15 protein-coding genes are annotated in these 16470 nt (G+C 35.2%); 1 reads left to right on the forward strand and 14 read right to left on the reverse strand.

The genetic code is table 11. The features are described 5' to 3' along the window. Positions 1-16: 16 nt before the first annotated feature. The 4 genes from bsdE14_RS05030 to bsdE14_RS05045 are packed head-to-tail and all read right to left on the reverse strand — an operon-like array spanning position 17 to position 5296. Positions 17-1204: a thiolase family protein gene (locus tag bsdE14_RS05030; protein WP_264848871.1), complete on the reverse strand. Its 1188-nt coding sequence runs from the start codon at positions 1202-1204 to the stop codon at positions 17-19. A gap of 20 nt (positions 1205-1224) precedes the next feature. Next, entirely contained in the window at positions 1225-2073 is an 849-nt protein-coding gene (locus bsdE14_RS05035) for a 3-hydroxyacyl-CoA dehydrogenase family protein (RefSeq protein ID WP_264848872.1), read from the reverse strand. 15 nt (positions 2074-2088) lie between these two features. Continuing rightward, complete coding sequence (locus bsdE14_RS05040; RefSeq protein WP_264848873.1) at positions 2089-3669, reverse strand: acyl CoA:acetate/3-ketoacid CoA transferase; 1581 nt, start codon at positions 3667-3669, stop codon at positions 2089-2091. Next, positions 3656-5296: a class I adenylate-forming enzyme family protein gene (locus bsdE14_RS05045; RefSeq protein ID WP_264848874.1), complete on the reverse strand. Its 1641-nt coding sequence runs from the start codon at positions 5294-5296 to the stop codon at positions 3656-3658. The genes bsdE14_RS05040 and bsdE14_RS05045 overlap by 14 nt, the downstream gene beginning before the upstream one ends. A gap of 250 nt (positions 5297-5546) precedes the next feature. Between bsdE14_RS05045 and bsdE14_RS05050 the strand changes: the two genes are divergently transcribed. Next, on the forward strand, positions 5547-6560 hold the full coding sequence (locus bsdE14_RS05050; protein WP_264848875.1) for a LacI family DNA-binding transcriptional regulator: 1014 nt from the start codon (positions 5547-5549) through the stop codon (positions 6558-6560). A gap of 50 nt (positions 6561-6610) precedes the next feature. Here the strand turns inward: bsdE14_RS05050 and bsdE14_RS05055 are convergent, their stop codons facing one another. The 10 genes from bsdE14_RS05055 to bsdE14_RS05100 all read right to left on the reverse strand — a co-directional run bounded on the left by bsdE14_RS05055 (position 6611) and on the right by bsdE14_RS05100 (position 16449). Further along, on the reverse strand, positions 6611-7783 hold the full coding sequence (locus bsdE14_RS05055) for a M20 family metallopeptidase (RefSeq protein WP_264848876.1): 1173 nt from the start codon (positions 7781-7783) through the stop codon (positions 6611-6613). Between the two features lie 12 nt (positions 7784-7795). Continuing rightward, positions 7796-9211 (reverse strand): YfcC family protein, encoded by a 1416-nt coding sequence (locus bsdE14_RS05060; RefSeq protein ID WP_264848877.1) that lies wholly within the window; start codon positions 9209-9211, stop codon positions 7796-7798. A gap of 120 nt (positions 9212-9331) precedes the next feature. Beyond that, positions 9332-10252 carry a LysR family transcriptional regulator gene (locus tag bsdE14_RS05065; RefSeq protein ID WP_264848878.1) on the reverse strand — a complete coding sequence of 307 codons (921 nt, stop codon included), beginning with the start codon at positions 10250-10252 and terminating at the stop codon, positions 9332-9334. Between the two features lie 168 nt (positions 10253-10420). Then, a complete protein-coding gene (locus bsdE14_RS05070) occupies positions 10421-11305 on the reverse strand; it encodes a hypothetical protein (protein WP_264848879.1) in 885 nt (294 codons plus the stop codon). Positions 11306-11649: 344 nt separating this feature from the next. Beyond that, the gene (gene fabV, locus bsdE14_RS05075) at positions 11650-12831 is read right to left on the reverse strand and encodes an enoyl-ACP reductase FabV (protein ID WP_264852220.1); all 1182 of its coding nucleotides are present in this window, start codon (positions 12829-12831) and stop codon (positions 11650-11652) included. A gap of 23 nt (positions 12832-12854) precedes the next feature. Then, a complete protein-coding gene (locus tag bsdE14_RS05080; RefSeq protein ID WP_264848880.1) occupies positions 12855-14129 on the reverse strand; it encodes an amidohydrolase family protein in 1275 nt (424 codons plus the stop codon). 251 nt (positions 14130-14380) lie between these two features. Next, positions 14381-14797 carry an SRPBCC family protein gene (locus bsdE14_RS05085; RefSeq protein WP_264848881.1) on the reverse strand — a complete coding sequence of 139 codons (417 nt, stop codon included), beginning with the start codon at positions 14795-14797 and terminating at the stop codon, positions 14381-14383. Between the two features lie 97 nt (positions 14798-14894). Then, the gene (locus bsdE14_RS05090; RefSeq protein ID WP_264848882.1) at positions 14895-15158 is read right to left on the reverse strand and encodes a zinc ribbon domain-containing protein; all 264 of its coding nucleotides are present in this window, start codon (positions 15156-15158) and stop codon (positions 14895-14897) included. A 64-nt stretch (positions 15159-15222) separates the two neighbouring features. Next, positions 15223-15690, reverse strand: a complete 468-nt coding sequence (locus tag bsdE14_RS05095; protein WP_264848883.1) for a flavodoxin — start codon at positions 15688-15690, stop codon at positions 15223-15225. A 30-nt stretch (positions 15691-15720) separates the two neighbouring features. Further along, positions 15721-16449, reverse strand: a complete 729-nt coding sequence (locus bsdE14_RS05100) for a MerR family transcriptional regulator (protein WP_264848884.1) — start codon at positions 16447-16449, stop codon at positions 15721-15723. Between the last annotated feature and the right edge of the window lie 21 nt (positions 16450-16470).

Here is a 16470-nt window from a genome sequence, read left to right on the forward strand (position 1 = left end):
AAGGAAGCCGGAGATATTATGCTTTAGTAAAATACATGGAGATTCCTTGCCCTCCGCCAATGCACATGCTAATCATCACGTCCTTTTTGTCTGTTCTCTGCAGCTCATACAAAGCCTTTATGGTAAGTAATACTCCTGTAGCTCCAATTGGATGTCCAATTGAGATTCCGCCTCCATAGATATTTACTTTTTCAGGATCTAAGCCTAAATCCCTTCTAACCGCATAAGCTTGACTTGCAAATGCCTCATTGATCTCAAACATATCTATTTCCTTAAGTTTTACTCCTAGTTTTTTAGCTAGCTTTTCACTGGATAGCTTTGGAGCATATCCCATAACAGCACCGTCATTACCTGCTACAGCATGTCCTTTTATAATTAATAACGGTTTAACCCCTAACTCTTCTGCCTTTTCTCTTGACATAACTACCACTGCACCTGCTGCATCATTTAAGCTTGATGCATTTCCTGCCGTTACTGTACCACCTTTTACAAAGCATGGTTTTAATTTTTGTAGTTTTTCAATGGTAAGCCCCTCTCTTGGTCCTTCATCAGTGTCAAAAACAGTTATATTTCCTTTTTTATCCTTTAGTTCTACAGGAACAATCTCTTCCTTGAATTTACCTGCCTTTATAGCCTCTACTGCCCTTCTATGGCTTTCCAATGCAAAGGTATCCTGTTCTTCTCGAGTAACATGGTATTTTTCAGCGACATTTTCTGCTGTTACACCGTTGTGATATGGTCCTAGAGGCCATGTTAGAATATCAATTACACCATCTTCAAAGGTCTTATGTCCCATTCTAGCTCCCCATCTTGCATCTCTCACATAGTATGGTAGCTGTGAAATATTTTCTGCTCCTGCTGCCACAACAACATCTGCAAATCCTGTCTGAATCTCCATGACTGCATCTGCAATAGCTTGGAGACCTGATCCACATTGTCTATTTACTGAGTAAGCTGTAGTTTCAAATGGAAGCCCAGCCTTAAGACTTACCGCTCTAGCTACAAACCCGCATTCAGCTATTTGTCCTACCTGACCTACAATAACTTCATCAACATCAGTTTCTTTAATTCCAGCTCTTTTTACTGCTTCCTTTACAACTAATGCACCTAAATCTATAGCTGGAATATCTTTTAAGCTGCCACCAAAAACCCCTACTGGTGTTCTTGCACCACTTACAATAACTACTTCCTTTAAATCTGCCATTTTACTTTCCTCCATTATCTTTAATTATATTTATAGAAGCCTTCTCCAGATTTTCTTCCTAAATGCCCTGCCTTTACCATATTTTCAAGTACTGGACATGGTCTGTACTTACTGTCATGAAAACCGTTATAAAGCCCAGTCATAGTAGCAAGCATAACATCTATACCAACAAAGTCGCATAATTCTAAAGGTCCCATTGGCTGATTTGAGCCTAATTTCATGGCTGTATCCACATCCTCAGGTTTGCATCCTTCCATAACTAAGAAAGCTGCTTCATTCATCATAGGCACAAGAATTCTATTTACTATGAATCCAGGTAATTCTGGACAATCTACAACTGTCTTCTTAATGTCTATGGCAAAGGCTTTAACTTTGTCATAAGTTTCTTCTGAAGTAGCAATGCCCTTTATTAATTCAACCAATTTCATTACTGGAGCTGGATAAAAAAAGTGAACTCCCATTACTCTATCTGGACGTTTAGTAGCAGCTGCCATTTCAGAAATACTAAGTCCAGAAGTATTTGAAACAATAATAGTATCTGGGTCTGCTGCTGCATCTACCTTAGCAAAAATATCTTTCTTGATTTCTATCTTTTCTGGAACTGCCTCTATTACAATTTGAGCTCCCTTTAAATCTTGAAAATTGCTGCTGTAGCTTAAGTGTCCCATTACCTCTGCTTTTTCTTCTGCAGTCATTTTTCCCTTTGATATTTTTTTATTGTATAAACCTTCAATATTATTTTTAGCCTTTTCAAGCGCTGGTTCATACAAATCAATGTTTATTACATCATAACCAGCCTGAGCACAAGTTTGTGCAATTCCACCTCCCATAAGTCCTGCTCCAATTACTGCTATTTTAAATTTTTCCATTGTACCCATCCTTCCTTATTTATTAATTTTATTTTTTAATCCAAATGCACCACCCAATATAAGCAAATCAGCGTCCATAGTCTTTAAGTTTGAGCTTACAATTGGCTCAAAGTCCATCATATCAAGCACCTGTGTCTTCAAATCAATTCCTGGTGCAATTTCGGTCAGCATAATTCCCTTTTCAGTAAGTTCAAATACTGCTCTTTCTGTAACAATAACCACCGCCTGCTTTTTTTCTCTAGCCATTGGTCCATTAAAGGAGATTTGTGCAACCTTTGATACCATTTTTCGTATTTTACCTTCCTGCAATATGTTGAGTTTTCCATCTTTAAATTCATATTTAGCTCCACCTGCTGTAAAAGTACCACAAAATACAACCTTTTTAGCATTTTGGGTTATATCAATGAATCCACCTGCTCCAGTGCATCTTGGTCCCATTTTAGTAGAATTAACATTACCTTCTCCGTCTAGTTCACCAAGTCCCATATATGTAATATCAACACCTGCACCATTATAGTAGTCCATTTGTTCATGATGGCTAATCATTGCACAAAGGTTTTGTCCAATTCCAAAATCAATTCCACCAGCTTGTACACCACCATAGATTCCAGACTCTACAGTAATCATCACCTCATCTAATATTCCTTCTTCATTGCATATCTTTCCAACCATGTCATTTGGAATTCCTGTGCCTAGATTAATTACTGCACCAGGATATATTTCCATGGTTCCCCTTCTAGCTATAAATTTTCTCTCATTAAATGAAGCTGGTTCTATATTATTTTGAGGTACTCTAAGCTGCCCGCAGTAGGATGGATCATAATACCATGAAGAAGTCTGCCTGTGGTCTACTTCTGGTTTTTCACACACTACAATTGCATCAATAAATACTCCTGGAACTGTTACTTCTTTAGGGTTAAGTGTCCCATTACTAGCAACTCTCTTTACCTGAGCAATTACTTTTCCTCCGTAACGCTTTGCTGCTAATACTGCTGGAAGCACCTCCAATTTCATAGCTTCTTCTGTAGTTGTAAGATTACCCATTTCATCACAAGTTGTGCCTCTTATTAAACAAACATCAATAGGTATCTCTTTGTAAAACATGTATTCTTCATCACCATATTTAATTATATCTACAATATCCTCAAGCTCTTTAGTCCTTCCATTCATTTTTCCGCCTTCATATCTTGGATCTATAAAAGTTCCAAGACCTACTTTAGACATTTTACCTGGCAATCCGCAGGCCATACTGCGGTATAACTGAGCAATCTGTCCCTGAGGAAGACAATAGGCTTCTACTTGACTATTTGCTATCATTTCCATCCATCTTGGCTGAAGTCCCCAATGTGACCCAATTATTCGTTTTACCATTCCTTCATGAGCCAAATGCTGAATGCCGTCTTTTCTATCGCTTTGTCCACATGAATGTAGCAGTGTTAAATTCTTTGGATGTCCTGTTTCAAGGAAACTTTTTTCTAACTCTTTTAGTATTGATTCACATGCACTAACTAGTGTCATGGCAACTGGACATATGGTTACATAGTCCTTCACCATTGCTGCTGCTTCTTTAGCGGTAACAAAATTAGCTTTTAACATATAAAATCTCCTTTTCAAACATAGTTTTAATAAGTTTTTTATTTACTTTCATCCCTGCAGTCTTTGGGATTTCTGACACAAATAAAATCTTAGTCGGTATTTTATATTTTGCTACTCGATTTTTTAAGTCTTCCTTGATTTCTTCTTCAGTAAGCTTACTTCCCTCTTTTATTACAACAATTGCAGCTGCAGTCTCTCCATAAATATCATCAGGTATTCCTACAACTGCTGCATCCTTTATGCCTGATATTAGTAAAAGCTCTTCTTCAATATCTGTGCACCATATTTTTTCTCCGCCTCGATTAATCATGTCTTTCTTACGATCCACAATATATACATATCCATCTTCATTGTAGTAGCCCATATCTCCGGTGTTTAACCAATGGTCCTTACTGACTAAATCAGTTTCCATTTTGTAATACCCTTTGGTAACCACATTACCTCGAATCCAAATTTCTCCTGCTTCATTACAGCCTAGCTCCTGCTTTTGTTCATCCAAAAATTTAAACTCAATTCCTGGTATTGGCTTTCCTGCGGCTCCTGCATATATACTGGTAGGTGAATCCCCTGGAAAGATTAGTGCAGGCGAAGAGGTTTCAGTCATTCCGTAGATAATTTGAAATTTTGTATTTGGAATCCATCTGTGAATTTCTCTCATCTTTTCCTTAGGCATATAGCTGCTTCCACAGGCAAGCATACGCAAACTTGGAAGATAAGGAAACTGATTTTTATAATCCAGCATAAAACCGTAAACTGTTGGAGAGCCATGCATAAAAGTAATTTCGTTGTCTCTAACACAAGTTAAGATCCTTTTTGCATCATAACGCCTGTAGAGATATATTGTTCCTCCGGTGTATACAAATAGTCCTAGAAGAGCTACAAGCCCTGTGATATGGTAGATAGGAACTGGAATAATTGTTTTATCCTCTGGAGTGATTCCAAGCGTTCTATTATAAACCACAACAGCATTCATTACGTTGTAATTGCAAAGTACCACACCTTTACTTTGCGACGTGGTTCCCGAGGTAAACATTATAATTACCTCATCCTCTAGTTCACCTGCTCCCTCCTCAATGTGTAAACCTTCAAAAGAAATATGTCTAAAGCCATAACCTGTTTCTTCATTTTCTGATTTTAGGAGTTTAATTTCTTTAAGCTGATAATCTACAATCCACTTTTCAAAGGTTTCACTATACAAAAGTACTGAAAGATCAGCTTTACGAATTAGCTGTTCTATTTCAGGTTCTCGATATTTACTTGGAAATGGGATTGCTACAGCTCCCAGCTTAACCACAGCAAAGAAGGAAACGCAGAATTCAATGCTATTATGCAGTAGAATTCCTACATGGGTGCCTTTAGTAACCTCAAAGTTTTTCTTTAGATAAGCTGCCATAGAGTCAACCATTCCAAGAAACGCTTCATATGAATAGGAGCGCTCCCAATTATCGTAAAACGCAACCTTGTCAGGAAATTTAGCAGCTGTCTCTTGCAGAGAATGATACAAGCTTTGAGGCATTTCTGCATATGACAATACTTCAACTCCATTAAATGCGATGTTTTTCATATTTTTCATAGTAAAACTATCCCAAAATGTACTACCTTTTATCATTTCACTATCACCTTTCATCTTGATGGGAGCGATTTCATTTATGAGTATATAATACCCCTGTGATTATATGCTTGTCAACTGCATATTCAGCCATTTTGAACATTTTCATCTTATTTTTTTATAATTTTATTGCAATTTCATTCATTTTCTTTATGTTACCGCTCCCGTAACTTTTCCCTAATATATCTTTTACATAGTGGTACTTTGTGCTATAATTTACTCAAAGAACAACTACTCAATGGTTAATTTACAGAAAAGAGGTGCTTCTTTGTCAAAAAAAATTGATATTGAATACATAGCAAAAGCTGCAGGAGTCTCTAGATCCACTGTTTCTCGTGTTCTTACTAACAGTGCTAATGTTAAAGAAGAGACAAAGCAGAAAATCCTTGCGGTTATGAAAGAGGCTAACTACCATCCTAGTATTATGGCTAGGGGTTTGGCTACTGGAAAACTTGAAATGATTGCCCTAATTATCAGCGATATTCGTAACCCATTTTATTCAGAGCTGGTATGGGTTATTAATAACAACCTTAGAGAAAAAGGCTATCTTATGACTCTTTACAATAGTTCACAGATTGCTGGTGAGAATGATCAGCATCTACAAAAAATATTGGATTATGGCTTTTCAGGAATAATTGTTGCAGATGCACGAAATGAAGTTTCCTTCAGTAATATTCTTCAAACTGCGAATTGTCCAATTGTTTTAGTAAATCGTGATATAGGATTTATTTCAAAATACGATAGTATATCAATAGATAATAAGATGGGCGGATACTTGGCCACAAATCACTTGTTATCTATTGGTCACAGAAAAATAGCTATGCTTAAAGGACCGCAAATTTCAACCACAAGCCAAGGAAGGTATGAAGGCTATTTGTATGCTCTTGAGGAATATGGAATTATTCCTGATCCTAAATATGTTGTAGCAGGTAATTTAAATATGGAATCTGGACAAAAGTTTGCACGTGATATTCTGATTAATTCTGATGACCCACCAACAGCTGTATTTGTAGGCGGTGATTTAATGTCTTACGGAGTTATGGATGAATGCATAAAAAATGGAGTTAGAATACCTGAAGATGTAAGCATAGTTGGATTTGATGATATTCCTTTGTCAAACACTAGCTTTATAAATCTTACTACTGTATGTCATCCTTATGAAATGATTGGCTCATTAGTGGCAAATCGTATTATTGATCGTATTAAAGGCAATGATGAACCAATTTCCAAAACAGTGTTAACACCAACACTAAAAGTACGTGGAAGTACTAGTGCTATATAAAAATACAGCTGATAACCGTTATGGCTATCAGCTGTATTACATTAAAAAATTTATTCTAAACTCATCTTAGCCTTTCTATCCATAAATTCTCGCTTTACTTCAAGAAGCAGGCTTGGATTATCAACTAAGTCAAAAGCAGTTCCAGCTAATATCTTAGCTGCATTTATTACAGCCTCATGTCCCCTTTGAGTCTTGCCATCATTTAAAAATTCTTGTGAGTGAGATGAAGCATTTTCATCCACGAAGGCGATCCTTATGCATGACCCTGGAATAATATATGTTACATTACCAAAATCTGAAGATCCAGTCTTTTCTCTAGCTGGTCTAATATTAGGGGCATTTATAAGCTTTGCGTTACTCATAATTACATCATTTAAGCTGTATACTGGCACTTTGCTGTCTAAATCCTTCTCTCTTATAATCTCATAGGTAGTTCCTGTCATTAGTGCAGCACCCTTAACAATATCTTCAAATCGTTCAATTACTGATCTCAAATATGAAGAATTATAAGATCTCAAACTAAAGGAACCTACTGCTGTATCAGGTACTACATTATTAGGGCCGCCTGCATCAACTACTGTATAGTGCATTCTTGTATCTTCTAAAACATGTTCTCTTAAAAATTCAACTGCATGAAAGTTTAATAACAATGCATCCAATGCACTTCTTCCTTGCTCTGGTTTTAAGGCAGCATGTGAACTCTTGCCATGGTATATTACTTTAATGCTGCTAGCTGCTAGGGACTTAACATCTACCTGAGTAGCTGGACCTCCATGCATCATAAGTGCCACATCTAATTCTTTAATATACCCCTCATTTATCATCTTTATCTTGCCGCCGCCACCCTCTTCTGCTGGTGTGCCATAGATGGTTAATTTATATGGTTTGTCCTTATATAGTTCTTTAAGTGCCGCTGCAGCTCCAACAATTGCAGGTCCCTGCATATGATGTCCGCAGCCATGTCCCATAGGCAGTGCATCATATTCACATAAAAGCCCTATATTAGGCCCCCCTATTCCATTTTCGAACACTGCTTTAAAAGCTGTATCCAGGCTTCCAAGGCCTAACTCAACATTAAAACCCTGTTTCTTTAAATAATCTGTAAGTAATTTGCTAGCTTTGTATTCCTTAAATGCTAGCTCAGGATTATCGAAAATATAGTCAGCCATTGCTACTAAATTACTACTTCTGTCATCTATATTTTTAAATAAGCTCTCTTTCAATTTTCTCTCTCCTTACATAGGTCCGTAATGTATCATCTGTGCAACTATCATTAGAGTGCATCCCACCGCTACCCATATAAGGAATAGTTTCCACATAAATTTCATCCATCTATCATATGGTATATTAGCTGCACCAAGTATCCCCATAAGAGCTGAGGATGTAGGTAAAACATAGTTTCCGAAGCCATCACCAAAATTAAATGCTAGTACTGCTGACTGCCTTGAAAGTCCTACCAAATCTGCTAAAGGTACAAATAAAGGCATAACGGTATTAGCCAGTCCACTTCCAGATGTTATAAATAAATTAAGTATAAGGTTGGCTATATACATTGCTGCTCCCTGTACGTAAGCTGGTAAAAAGCCCAATACCTGAGCCATTCCATAAATGCATGTATCCATTATTTTACCTGCAGTTAATATTCCTGAAACTGAACGGGCAAGACCTATAATCAAAGCAGCTCCTATCATTTTCTTAGCACCATCTACCATACATTTAGCTATCTTGCTTGGGCCAAAACCAGCACATGCACCTGCTAATATACCCATCCATATGAATATGGAAGCAGTTTCTTCTAAGTCCCAGCCAAGCTTTACACCGCCATACACTATGACACCAAGTAATGCAAATAGTACAAATATAACCATCCATTTTCTTGTGTCCATTGGCTTATCAAAATCTGAAGCCTCACTCTTGTTTGAGTCACTTAATAAATCCAAGTCATACATAAAACTTGACTCTGGATTATTTCTAACTTTCTTTGCATATTTAATAAGATAAATATTAGTTATTATTAAAAATACAATAAAACAAAAGGCTCTGTATCCTATTCCTGAATAAGGTGGTAATCCAGCAATATTTTGTGCAACTATAGTTGTATTTACATTTAGTGTTCCTGTTGAAAATCCTACTGCTCCACCTAAAAGTATAATTCCCGCACCCACTATAGAATCAAACCCTAAAGCCTTTGCAAACATTACCATTACTGGTGCAAAACCTATAAAGGTATTAACTCCCTGAGTTGTACAAATCAAAGCAAATATTAGCGTAACAATTGGAATAAAAATTGTTTCCTTGGAAGAAAACTTTTTTGAAACCATAGCTATAAGAGATTGTAATGCTCCGCTTGCTACTATTACATTAAAGGCAGCTCCTGAAAATAAAATTACAAATATAAGACTAGCTGTCTCAATATATCCGCTTACTGCATAATTACCCAGCTTAAAAATATTTACTGGTGTATTAGCTATATATTTAAAGGATTTTGCATCAATAACCTTTTTTCCAGCTGAATTTGCTATCCTCTCATACTGACCTGATGGAACAATCCATGTGGCAATTGCCGCTCCAAGTACAATAAGAGCTATAATTACTAGAGAATGTGGCATTTTAAAGCTTTTTTTCTTTACCTTATCAACCATTTCACTCATACAAAAAACTCCTTTACAAACTTAATGAAAAGCTTATATGGCCATATAGCTTAATGTCATTGTAATCACTCATCATTTTTATGTAAAGGTTTAGAACTTTATATCTACCATAAGTTATACTTATACATTTCCACTGAATATGTCCTTAATTGAATTAATGATTTTATCAAAGTTCGCAATTGACATTGAAACATTTGGGTATGCAATAACTAGTTCTGAATTTATTTCGTCCTGAATTATATTATAGTATTCAATATTCTTTATATGAGACATGTAGTTTATATAGCTTGCACGATTGAATCCTATACCAAAATTAGCCGAAACTAGTTTCATTATAGTTTCAATATTTCTAATTTCAATTATTTTTTTCGGGATAATTCCTGCTTTTTCAAATAAAATATCACTAACATCTCTAAGGCTTTGTCCTTTTTGAGGTAAAATAAAAGTTTCATCCTCTAATTCCTTTAGATCAATATATTGAAAATTACTTTTTTCTCCCCATTTGGCCTTTCTCCTTAGCATATTAGATGAATTTACAGCTAAAAATAAATTATCATTGAAAATATGTACATAATTTAAATCTTTTCTTCTTTTCATACAACTATAAATGAGAATATCCAACTCATTATTAATTACCATAGTCTCTAAAATACTTGTATGCGATTCTTTAAATACCAGTTCTATTTCTGGATACTTTTCTCTAAAATAAGTAGCAATTTCAGCCACTATATAAGGTGATCTTCTTAGCTGTACCCCTATTCTTAATCTTCCTGTGCTACCCATAAGAAAGTTATGTAATTCAGTATTAAATTCACGTTCCATCATAAGCATCTCTTTAGCCTTTGCAACATATTTTTCACCCACATAGGTTAAGGAGTAGGAATTACCGCTTCTTACAAATAATTTAGCCCCTAAAGTCTTTTCTAAATTATTAATATACAAACTTAATGCTGGCTGAGAAATAAATAGTTTCTTTGCAGCCTTTGACATACTGCCAAGTTCAGCTAAAGTACAGACGTATTGTTGTTCCTTTAAATTCATATTATTTCCTCCGGATATAAGATAAACAAATACAATGTATAATAAAAACTAATAAAATTTTCGTCCACTAATAAAGTCCCATTTAATCTACCTTATTATAGCATACCAATTACCTCTTAAATAGAAATGCTTCATTTAAGCTGAAAAGGTTCCTGCTCTCTTCAAACACTACAACTCCGTATGACTCTTCAGAACTTTTGAATTATAATATAGTGCAAAAAATGCTAAAACAACAAAAGTTACTACCTTTGTAATAACTGCTCCAATTGGCAGTGAAATTGAAGCCAACACCTGAAATACTGTCTGAATTGGCAGTAGTATTCCTACAAAACAGCATAAGGTTAATAATATATCTAATAAAATGTATCCCATTCCATCTTGCCTTTTCAATAGAAGTATACAAATAAAAGAGGATGGAGCAAGCACACCCATATCCAAAACGTAGGTAATTTGTGTTGTATAAACTTCGATTAATTGTAAGGAGTGTCCTGAAACTAATGAACTAATTATATCAGGAAGCCACGCCACAAATAGTGAAGCTCCAACTAAAGTTAAAAAAACATATATGCCTTTAGATGGCAGCTTATTTCCTATACTTTTTGCAACCTGTTCTTTGCTTATACTTGATATTGAAATTATTAATCCAAAAAGGCTTGTTGAAAAAAGTGCAATATATATTAGATGAAGTACATTGTAGGTCACACCAAAGGCTATGCTTGCAGAGTAGTAAGTAAAAATTGAAAGAACAGAGATCAAAAACAATCTGTTTTTTAATTTATTCTTTTGTACATCTCTTACTAATGCTATTATTAGTGTTGGAATAGCAAAGAATAAAATTGTGAAATCTGTCCCTCGAAATATTGGTGCCATGAAATATGAATCATGTGCATATAGTCCATTACCATACACTTTTACTGTATCACCGTATTGATTTAGAAAATTATATGCAGCCCCTCCATTTGTATAAAAAAGACCTGTCGCCGATGTTACAATTCCAAAAGCAACAATAAAAAGAATAACCCCATGCAGAACTTTGTCAATATTCTTATTCATAATCTTCCCCCTTTTTTCAGTTCATTTAAGCTATATTATACGCTTTTGATTAATGGATTTCCATTTACAATTTTGGTATTTTCTATCTAGAACTTTTCGTATAGATATCCTAAAACCGCTTAACTTGTTTTATAATATATGTACATACTCATCTTCTTTATCAGGTTGTCCCTTATATATTTACTTAAAAGTAAATATATAAGGGATTAAAAATAAAGTGCCATAACATATAGATTACATTGGGTAAAGGCATCTTTTCTCATAATATTATCAAACAATAAACTTTTAAATAAAAAAAGGGTTAAATTTCTCTAACCCTTTGGTACCGGCTGAATTAGTGTCACCTAACCAGAAATACTTACATTTGGATCTGTATCCTTATCGTAGTCAATTGTTGTAAAACCAAAACCGAAAAGTTTAAAGAACTCTTCTCTATACCCTTCAATATCTGAAATTGCATTAATATTTTCAGTATTAACCTCTTCCCACAAGCTTGAAACTTCTTGCTGCACATCCTCTCTCATTTCTAAGTCATCAACACGGATTCTTCCTGCTGTATCCAAAGCCAATGAATCTGAATATAGACGATCTGCAAAAAGGCGAACCATTTGTTCAATGCAGCCTTCATGGATTCCTTTTTCCTTCATTACTTTATATAATAGAGAAATATACAGTGGAACTACAGGAATTGCCGAACTTGATTGTGTAACCAATGCTTTGTTTACTGATACAAATGTCCTTCCACCAATCTCTTTAAGCTTGCTGTTTATAGCTTTTGCAGAAGCTTCTAAATGATCCTTTGCCCTGCCAATTGTCCCCTCTCTATAAACTGCATGAGTTATCTCAGGTCCTATATAAGAATAGGCAACAGTAGTAACTCCATCTGCAAGCACACCTGCCTCTTGAAGTGAATTAATCCACATTCCCCAATCTTCTCCACCCATAACAGCTACAGTTTGCCTGATCTCATCCTCAGTGGCTGGCTGTATAGTAACCTCAGTTATCTTTCCAGTGTGGAAATCAACAGTTTTATTAGTATATGGCTTACCTATAGGTTTGATAACGGAGTTGAAGCTTTCACCTGTTATAGGGTGGGTACGCCTAGGAGAAGCAAGACTGTAAATTACCATATCTACCTGTCCTAGGTCTTCTTTGATTATCTCTATAGTTCTTTTTTTAATCTCATCTGAAAAAGCATCACCATTTATGCTTTTAGAGTATACTCCTGCTTCCTTTGCCCTTCTTTCAAAAGCTGCTGTGTTATACCAGCCGGCAGTGGCTGTTCTATTATCTGTGGCCGGCCTTTCAAAAAATACACCTATGGTAGCTGCACCTGCTCCAAATGCAGCTACAATTCTTGAAGCTAATCCAAATCCTGTGGAAGCTCCTATTACCAGCACTTTCTTTGGTCCCACGATTGGTGCCTGCTTTCTTACATAATCAATTTGTTCCTGTACATTTTGTGCGCAACCCTCAGGATGAGCGGTTATACAAATAAATCCTCTAGCTTTTGGTTTTATAATCATCATCAATTCCTCCAATAATAACTTTATATTTCAACTTCTTTTCCCATAATATATCTCATGCATATATTTCTATCATCCCCAACATAACAAAAACGTTCAAGTCGTTCCAAAGGAGTAATATCTTCCGAGTACATATTACTATCATCTATTACTAATGCATTGAAACAATATCCTTCTTCAAATGCTCCTACATTTTTGAAATATCTTCCTCCAGAACGGGTTGCCATATAAAACGCTTCCGTTAGATTTACAGCTTCCCACTGTGGGTCAAACATATTGCGGATTTTTGAATGCTCTATAGTACTAGCAATTCCCCTAGCTATTGACAGACTAGCACCTGAACCTATATCACTACCAATTGCTAGGTTTATGCCCATTTTCAGAAGTTTTTTAACAGGCATTATGCCGCCAGCATTAATGTTTGCAGTTGCGTCAGGACAATGCACTGCCATACAGTTTGGATTTTTCATTAATTCCAAAACATCATCATCCATAAAAATGCAGTGTGCCATTATTGTAGGCCTTTGTCCAAGCAAATTATTTTTATAAAATATTTCTGCTCCATTTTTATATTTAGGAAAAAGCTCCTTAACAACCTTCATTTCGTTAACAGCCTCACACATATGAGAATGAACTGGAACTTCATATCTTTCAGACAAGCTTCCTAATCCAGCTAATAGTTTTTCGCTACAGGTAATAGTGAACCTTGGAACAATTGCAGCCTTTACATTTCCGCTTTTATGATGCTTTTTAACAAATCTTTCTGTATCAATAATAGACTGTTCTGTATCCTCTATATAATAGTCAGGGCTATTTTGATCCATATTTAATTTTCCTGTAAATGCAAACAATCCTCTCTGCTCAAGTATATCAAATAAAATTTCAGATGCTTCATAATGAATAGATGGAAAACAATTTACATGTAAGGTTCCCTGACGTAATAACTCGTCTACAAATAAGGTATACACCCTCCTTGCATGGTCTTTATTATTAAATTTTGCTTCATTTGGATATGTATAAGTATTAAGCCAGTCTAAAAGTTCTCTATCCATTCCAATGCCTCTTTGCAAAAACTGAGGTGCATGCACATGCATATCGCAAAAACCAGGAATGATAAGCTTGTTTCCAAAGTCTATGATATTATCTTTTGGAAAGCCATATGGCAGCTGATTGCAAATCTCTTTTACAACTCCATCAGTAACCAATATATATGAATTCTCTTTAATTATCAGAACATCTTTACTCTTACTATATATTACATTTCCTTTGAATGCTTTATACTTGCTATACTTCTCCATTTAGTTCACCTCTCCTAAATTGATACTAATTTCTACTGTACCCTATTATAATCCTAAAAGTGTGATAAGCACTGAAAGTATCCTTATCCATTCATTTCTAATTATACCATACAACCAAAACTCTAGCAGGATAGCGGAGGTTTTTGATATTTTTACTATCTAAGTATCGCACTTTAAATTTTTGAACATTTATAAAAAAACCAGTAAGGAAGTCCATATCCCTACTGGCTAAGGCTGATTGTATTTAATTTTTATTTCTCTGCATATTTTTTAAAATTATCCAATATTGCTTGCCAGCCACCTTGCTGCATTTCAATTGGATTAGTGCTTTCAGCTTCAAAAGTTTCAGTTATCTCTGTGAAGTTTTCCCTACTCTCAAAATTAATCCAGACTTTTCTCCCATCATCTAGAGTATAAGAAATAATCTTATATAATTCTACTTCATCATAAACTCCACCAAAATCAAATCCAAAACTTCCATCTTTAGCTTCCATTCTTGAAAAAAATTTACCTCCTACTCTTAAATCATTTTCCGCAATTGGTGTATGCCAGTCCATTGATGCACTATTCCATTTTTTTATATGTTCTGGCTCTGTCCAATATCTCCATACCTTTTCTACTGGAACATTCACTGCTACTTTTATCGTTATTTTTTGCTTGTCTTCCATATTGTACACCTCCTCAATTTTACTATTAGTTCACTTCGAATTTTATATCTATTAACCTTCAATCCAATAAAACACCATTTATTGAGTTTTACGTAGATTATGCTCTTTTCCAACGCTTAAGAGTTGGCAATAAAGCTGTCGTTTCTCTTCTTGCTTCCTCTTCACCTATTGTTCTTCCCAATATAGGTACAATTATCTCAATCATTTCTTCCATAGACAAATTAGGGGCGATAAATTTTCCGTCCTTATAGCAATTTGTACAGTAAATACTTTTGCTTCCGTCCGGTTCTGTTGCTATGAAATGTGCATGTTCTTCGTTAAACGGTAATCCACAACTTTGACACATTGTTACTTTTGTCATTTTTATCATTCCTTTCGTATATTATATAAATACATAATTAAATTGGATTATTTCCTATCTACAGTTAGAATCCAATTGTCTCAAGCCACTTTGTAATCTCTTCAGGTGCAGCAGCACCATTTACAGCAATACCAGGTAGAATGATGGAATTTGAACATTCTCTAGCTATATCATTTTCTATTTGGCAAAATCCACCGCCTCCATGAGTGCAAAAGGGTATTATCCTTTTACCTGTAAAATCATGTAGCTTAATAAAACTCATAACTGGAGGTGCCAATGTTTTAAACCAATTAGGTGTACCTATAAATATTGTTTGATAATCATCTATGGCCTCATTTCCAGTTATCAGCTTAGGACAAAATCCTCGAGCAATTTGATTCCTTACTTCTTTAGCTGCAGTATTATAATCAAAGGAATAACTTTTTTCAGGAATTAATTCTCTAACATCGCCGCCAGTTTGTTTTGCTATTTCTAAGGCTAAATTCTTTGTATTTTGAAAAAGTGAATAATAAACAATCAGTGTTTTGTTCATATGTGCTATATCCTTTCCTACCTTCTAATACTATTTTATATTTTCTAATGCATCTTTAATATATTTGTAAAGTTCTCCACTCATGCCACTTCCTTTTGCTGCATGTGGATTATCTGCATAATAGCGTTCAGCTGAGTTTATAATTTCTGCATCTCCCCCAGTAAAAAAATCCATTCCCTCTTTCCACCTTATTGCTAGTTCAATAACTCTTGGATTATCTACGGATGTACCCTTTTCCATTTCAGCTTGCAATAAAGAATTTAATTGATTCCAGCTATTAGCAAACTTTTCAGCTTCAGTATTATTAAGTTTATCATATTGCTTTTTCATCCCACTAATTTGCTCCTTAGTGAAGTATTCCTTTTGATTCTTAATCAATTCTATAGAATTAACAAACTGGTCTAGGCTTGGTTTCTTCAAAGAATGAAAAACCTCCCATAGTTCCTGAAGCTGCTGCTTTAATTCTTCTTTCATCTTAATTTCCTGATTTAACCGTTCAATCTGCATATCTAGAATTTCCTTAGGATCATATTTAGGATTCTCAAAAAACTCTTTAATTTCATCCAAAGAAAAGTCCAATTCCTTCAGTGACATAATTTGCTGAAGTTTTACGATGTCCTCCTCTGAGTATAGTCGATGTCCGGCGTCCGTACGAAACATGGGATGCAGAAGTCCAATTTCATCGTAATGGTGAAGAGTTCTTATTGTAAGCCCTGTAAGCTTAGCTAGATCCCCCACCTTCCAAGTTCTATCCTGCACTATCATCACATCCTTCCAACC

Origin of the sequence: Clostridium omnivorum (genome assembly GCF_026012015.1) — a bacterium.
GTDB lineage: Bacteria > Bacillota > Clostridia > Clostridiales > Clostridiaceae > Clostridium_AX > Clostridium_AX omnivorum.

What these genes read in the sequence shown, in the direction of transcription:
- bsdE14_RS05040 (WP_264848873.1), bottom strand. Translation starts at nt 3,669, where the DNA reads ATGTTAAAAGCTAATTTTGTTACCGCTAAAGAAGCAGCAGCAATGGTG.
- bsdE14_RS05065 (WP_264848878.1), bottom strand. Translation starts at nt 10,252, where the DNA reads ATGAATTTAAAGGAACAACAATACGTCTGTACTTTAGCTGAACTTGGC.
- bsdE14_RS05085 (WP_264848881.1), bottom strand. Translation starts at nt 14,797, where the DNA reads ATGGAAGACAAGCAAAAAATAACGATAAAAGTAGCAGTGAATGTTCCA.
- bsdE14_RS05045 (WP_264848874.1), bottom strand. Translation starts at nt 5,296, where the DNA reads ATGAAAGGTGATAGTGAAATGATAAAAGGTAGTACATTTTGGGATAGT.
- bsdE14_RS05070 (WP_264848879.1), bottom strand. Translation starts at nt 11,305, where the DNA reads ATGAATAAGAATATTGACAAAGTTCTGCATGGGGTTATTCTTTTTATT.
- bsdE14_RS05080 (WP_264848880.1), bottom strand. Translation starts at nt 14,129, where the DNA reads ATGGAGAAGTATAGCAAGTATAAAGCATTCAAAGGAAATGTAATATAT.
- bsdE14_RS05035 (WP_264848872.1), bottom strand. Translation starts at nt 2,073, where the DNA reads ATGGAAAAATTTAAAATAGCAGTAATTGGAGCAGGACTTATGGGAGGT.
- bsdE14_RS05095 (WP_264848883.1), bottom strand. Translation starts at nt 15,690, where the DNA reads ATGAACAAAACACTGATTGTTTATTATTCACTTTTTCAAAATACAAAG.
- fabV (WP_264852220.1), bottom strand. Translation starts at nt 12,831, where the DNA reads ATGATTATAAAACCAAAAGCTAGAGGATTTATTTGTATAACCGCTCAT.
- bsdE14_RS05030 (WP_264848871.1), bottom strand. Translation starts at nt 1,204, where the DNA reads ATGGCAGATTTAAAGGAAGTAGTTATTGTAAGTGGTGCAAGAACACCA.
- bsdE14_RS05090 (WP_264848882.1), bottom strand. Translation starts at nt 15,158, where the DNA reads ATGACAAAAGTAACAATGTGTCAAAGTTGTGGATTACCGTTTAACGAA.
- bsdE14_RS05060 (WP_264848877.1), bottom strand. Translation starts at nt 9,211, where the DNA reads ATGAGTGAAATGGTTGATAAGGTAAAGAAAAAAAGCTTTAAAATGCCA.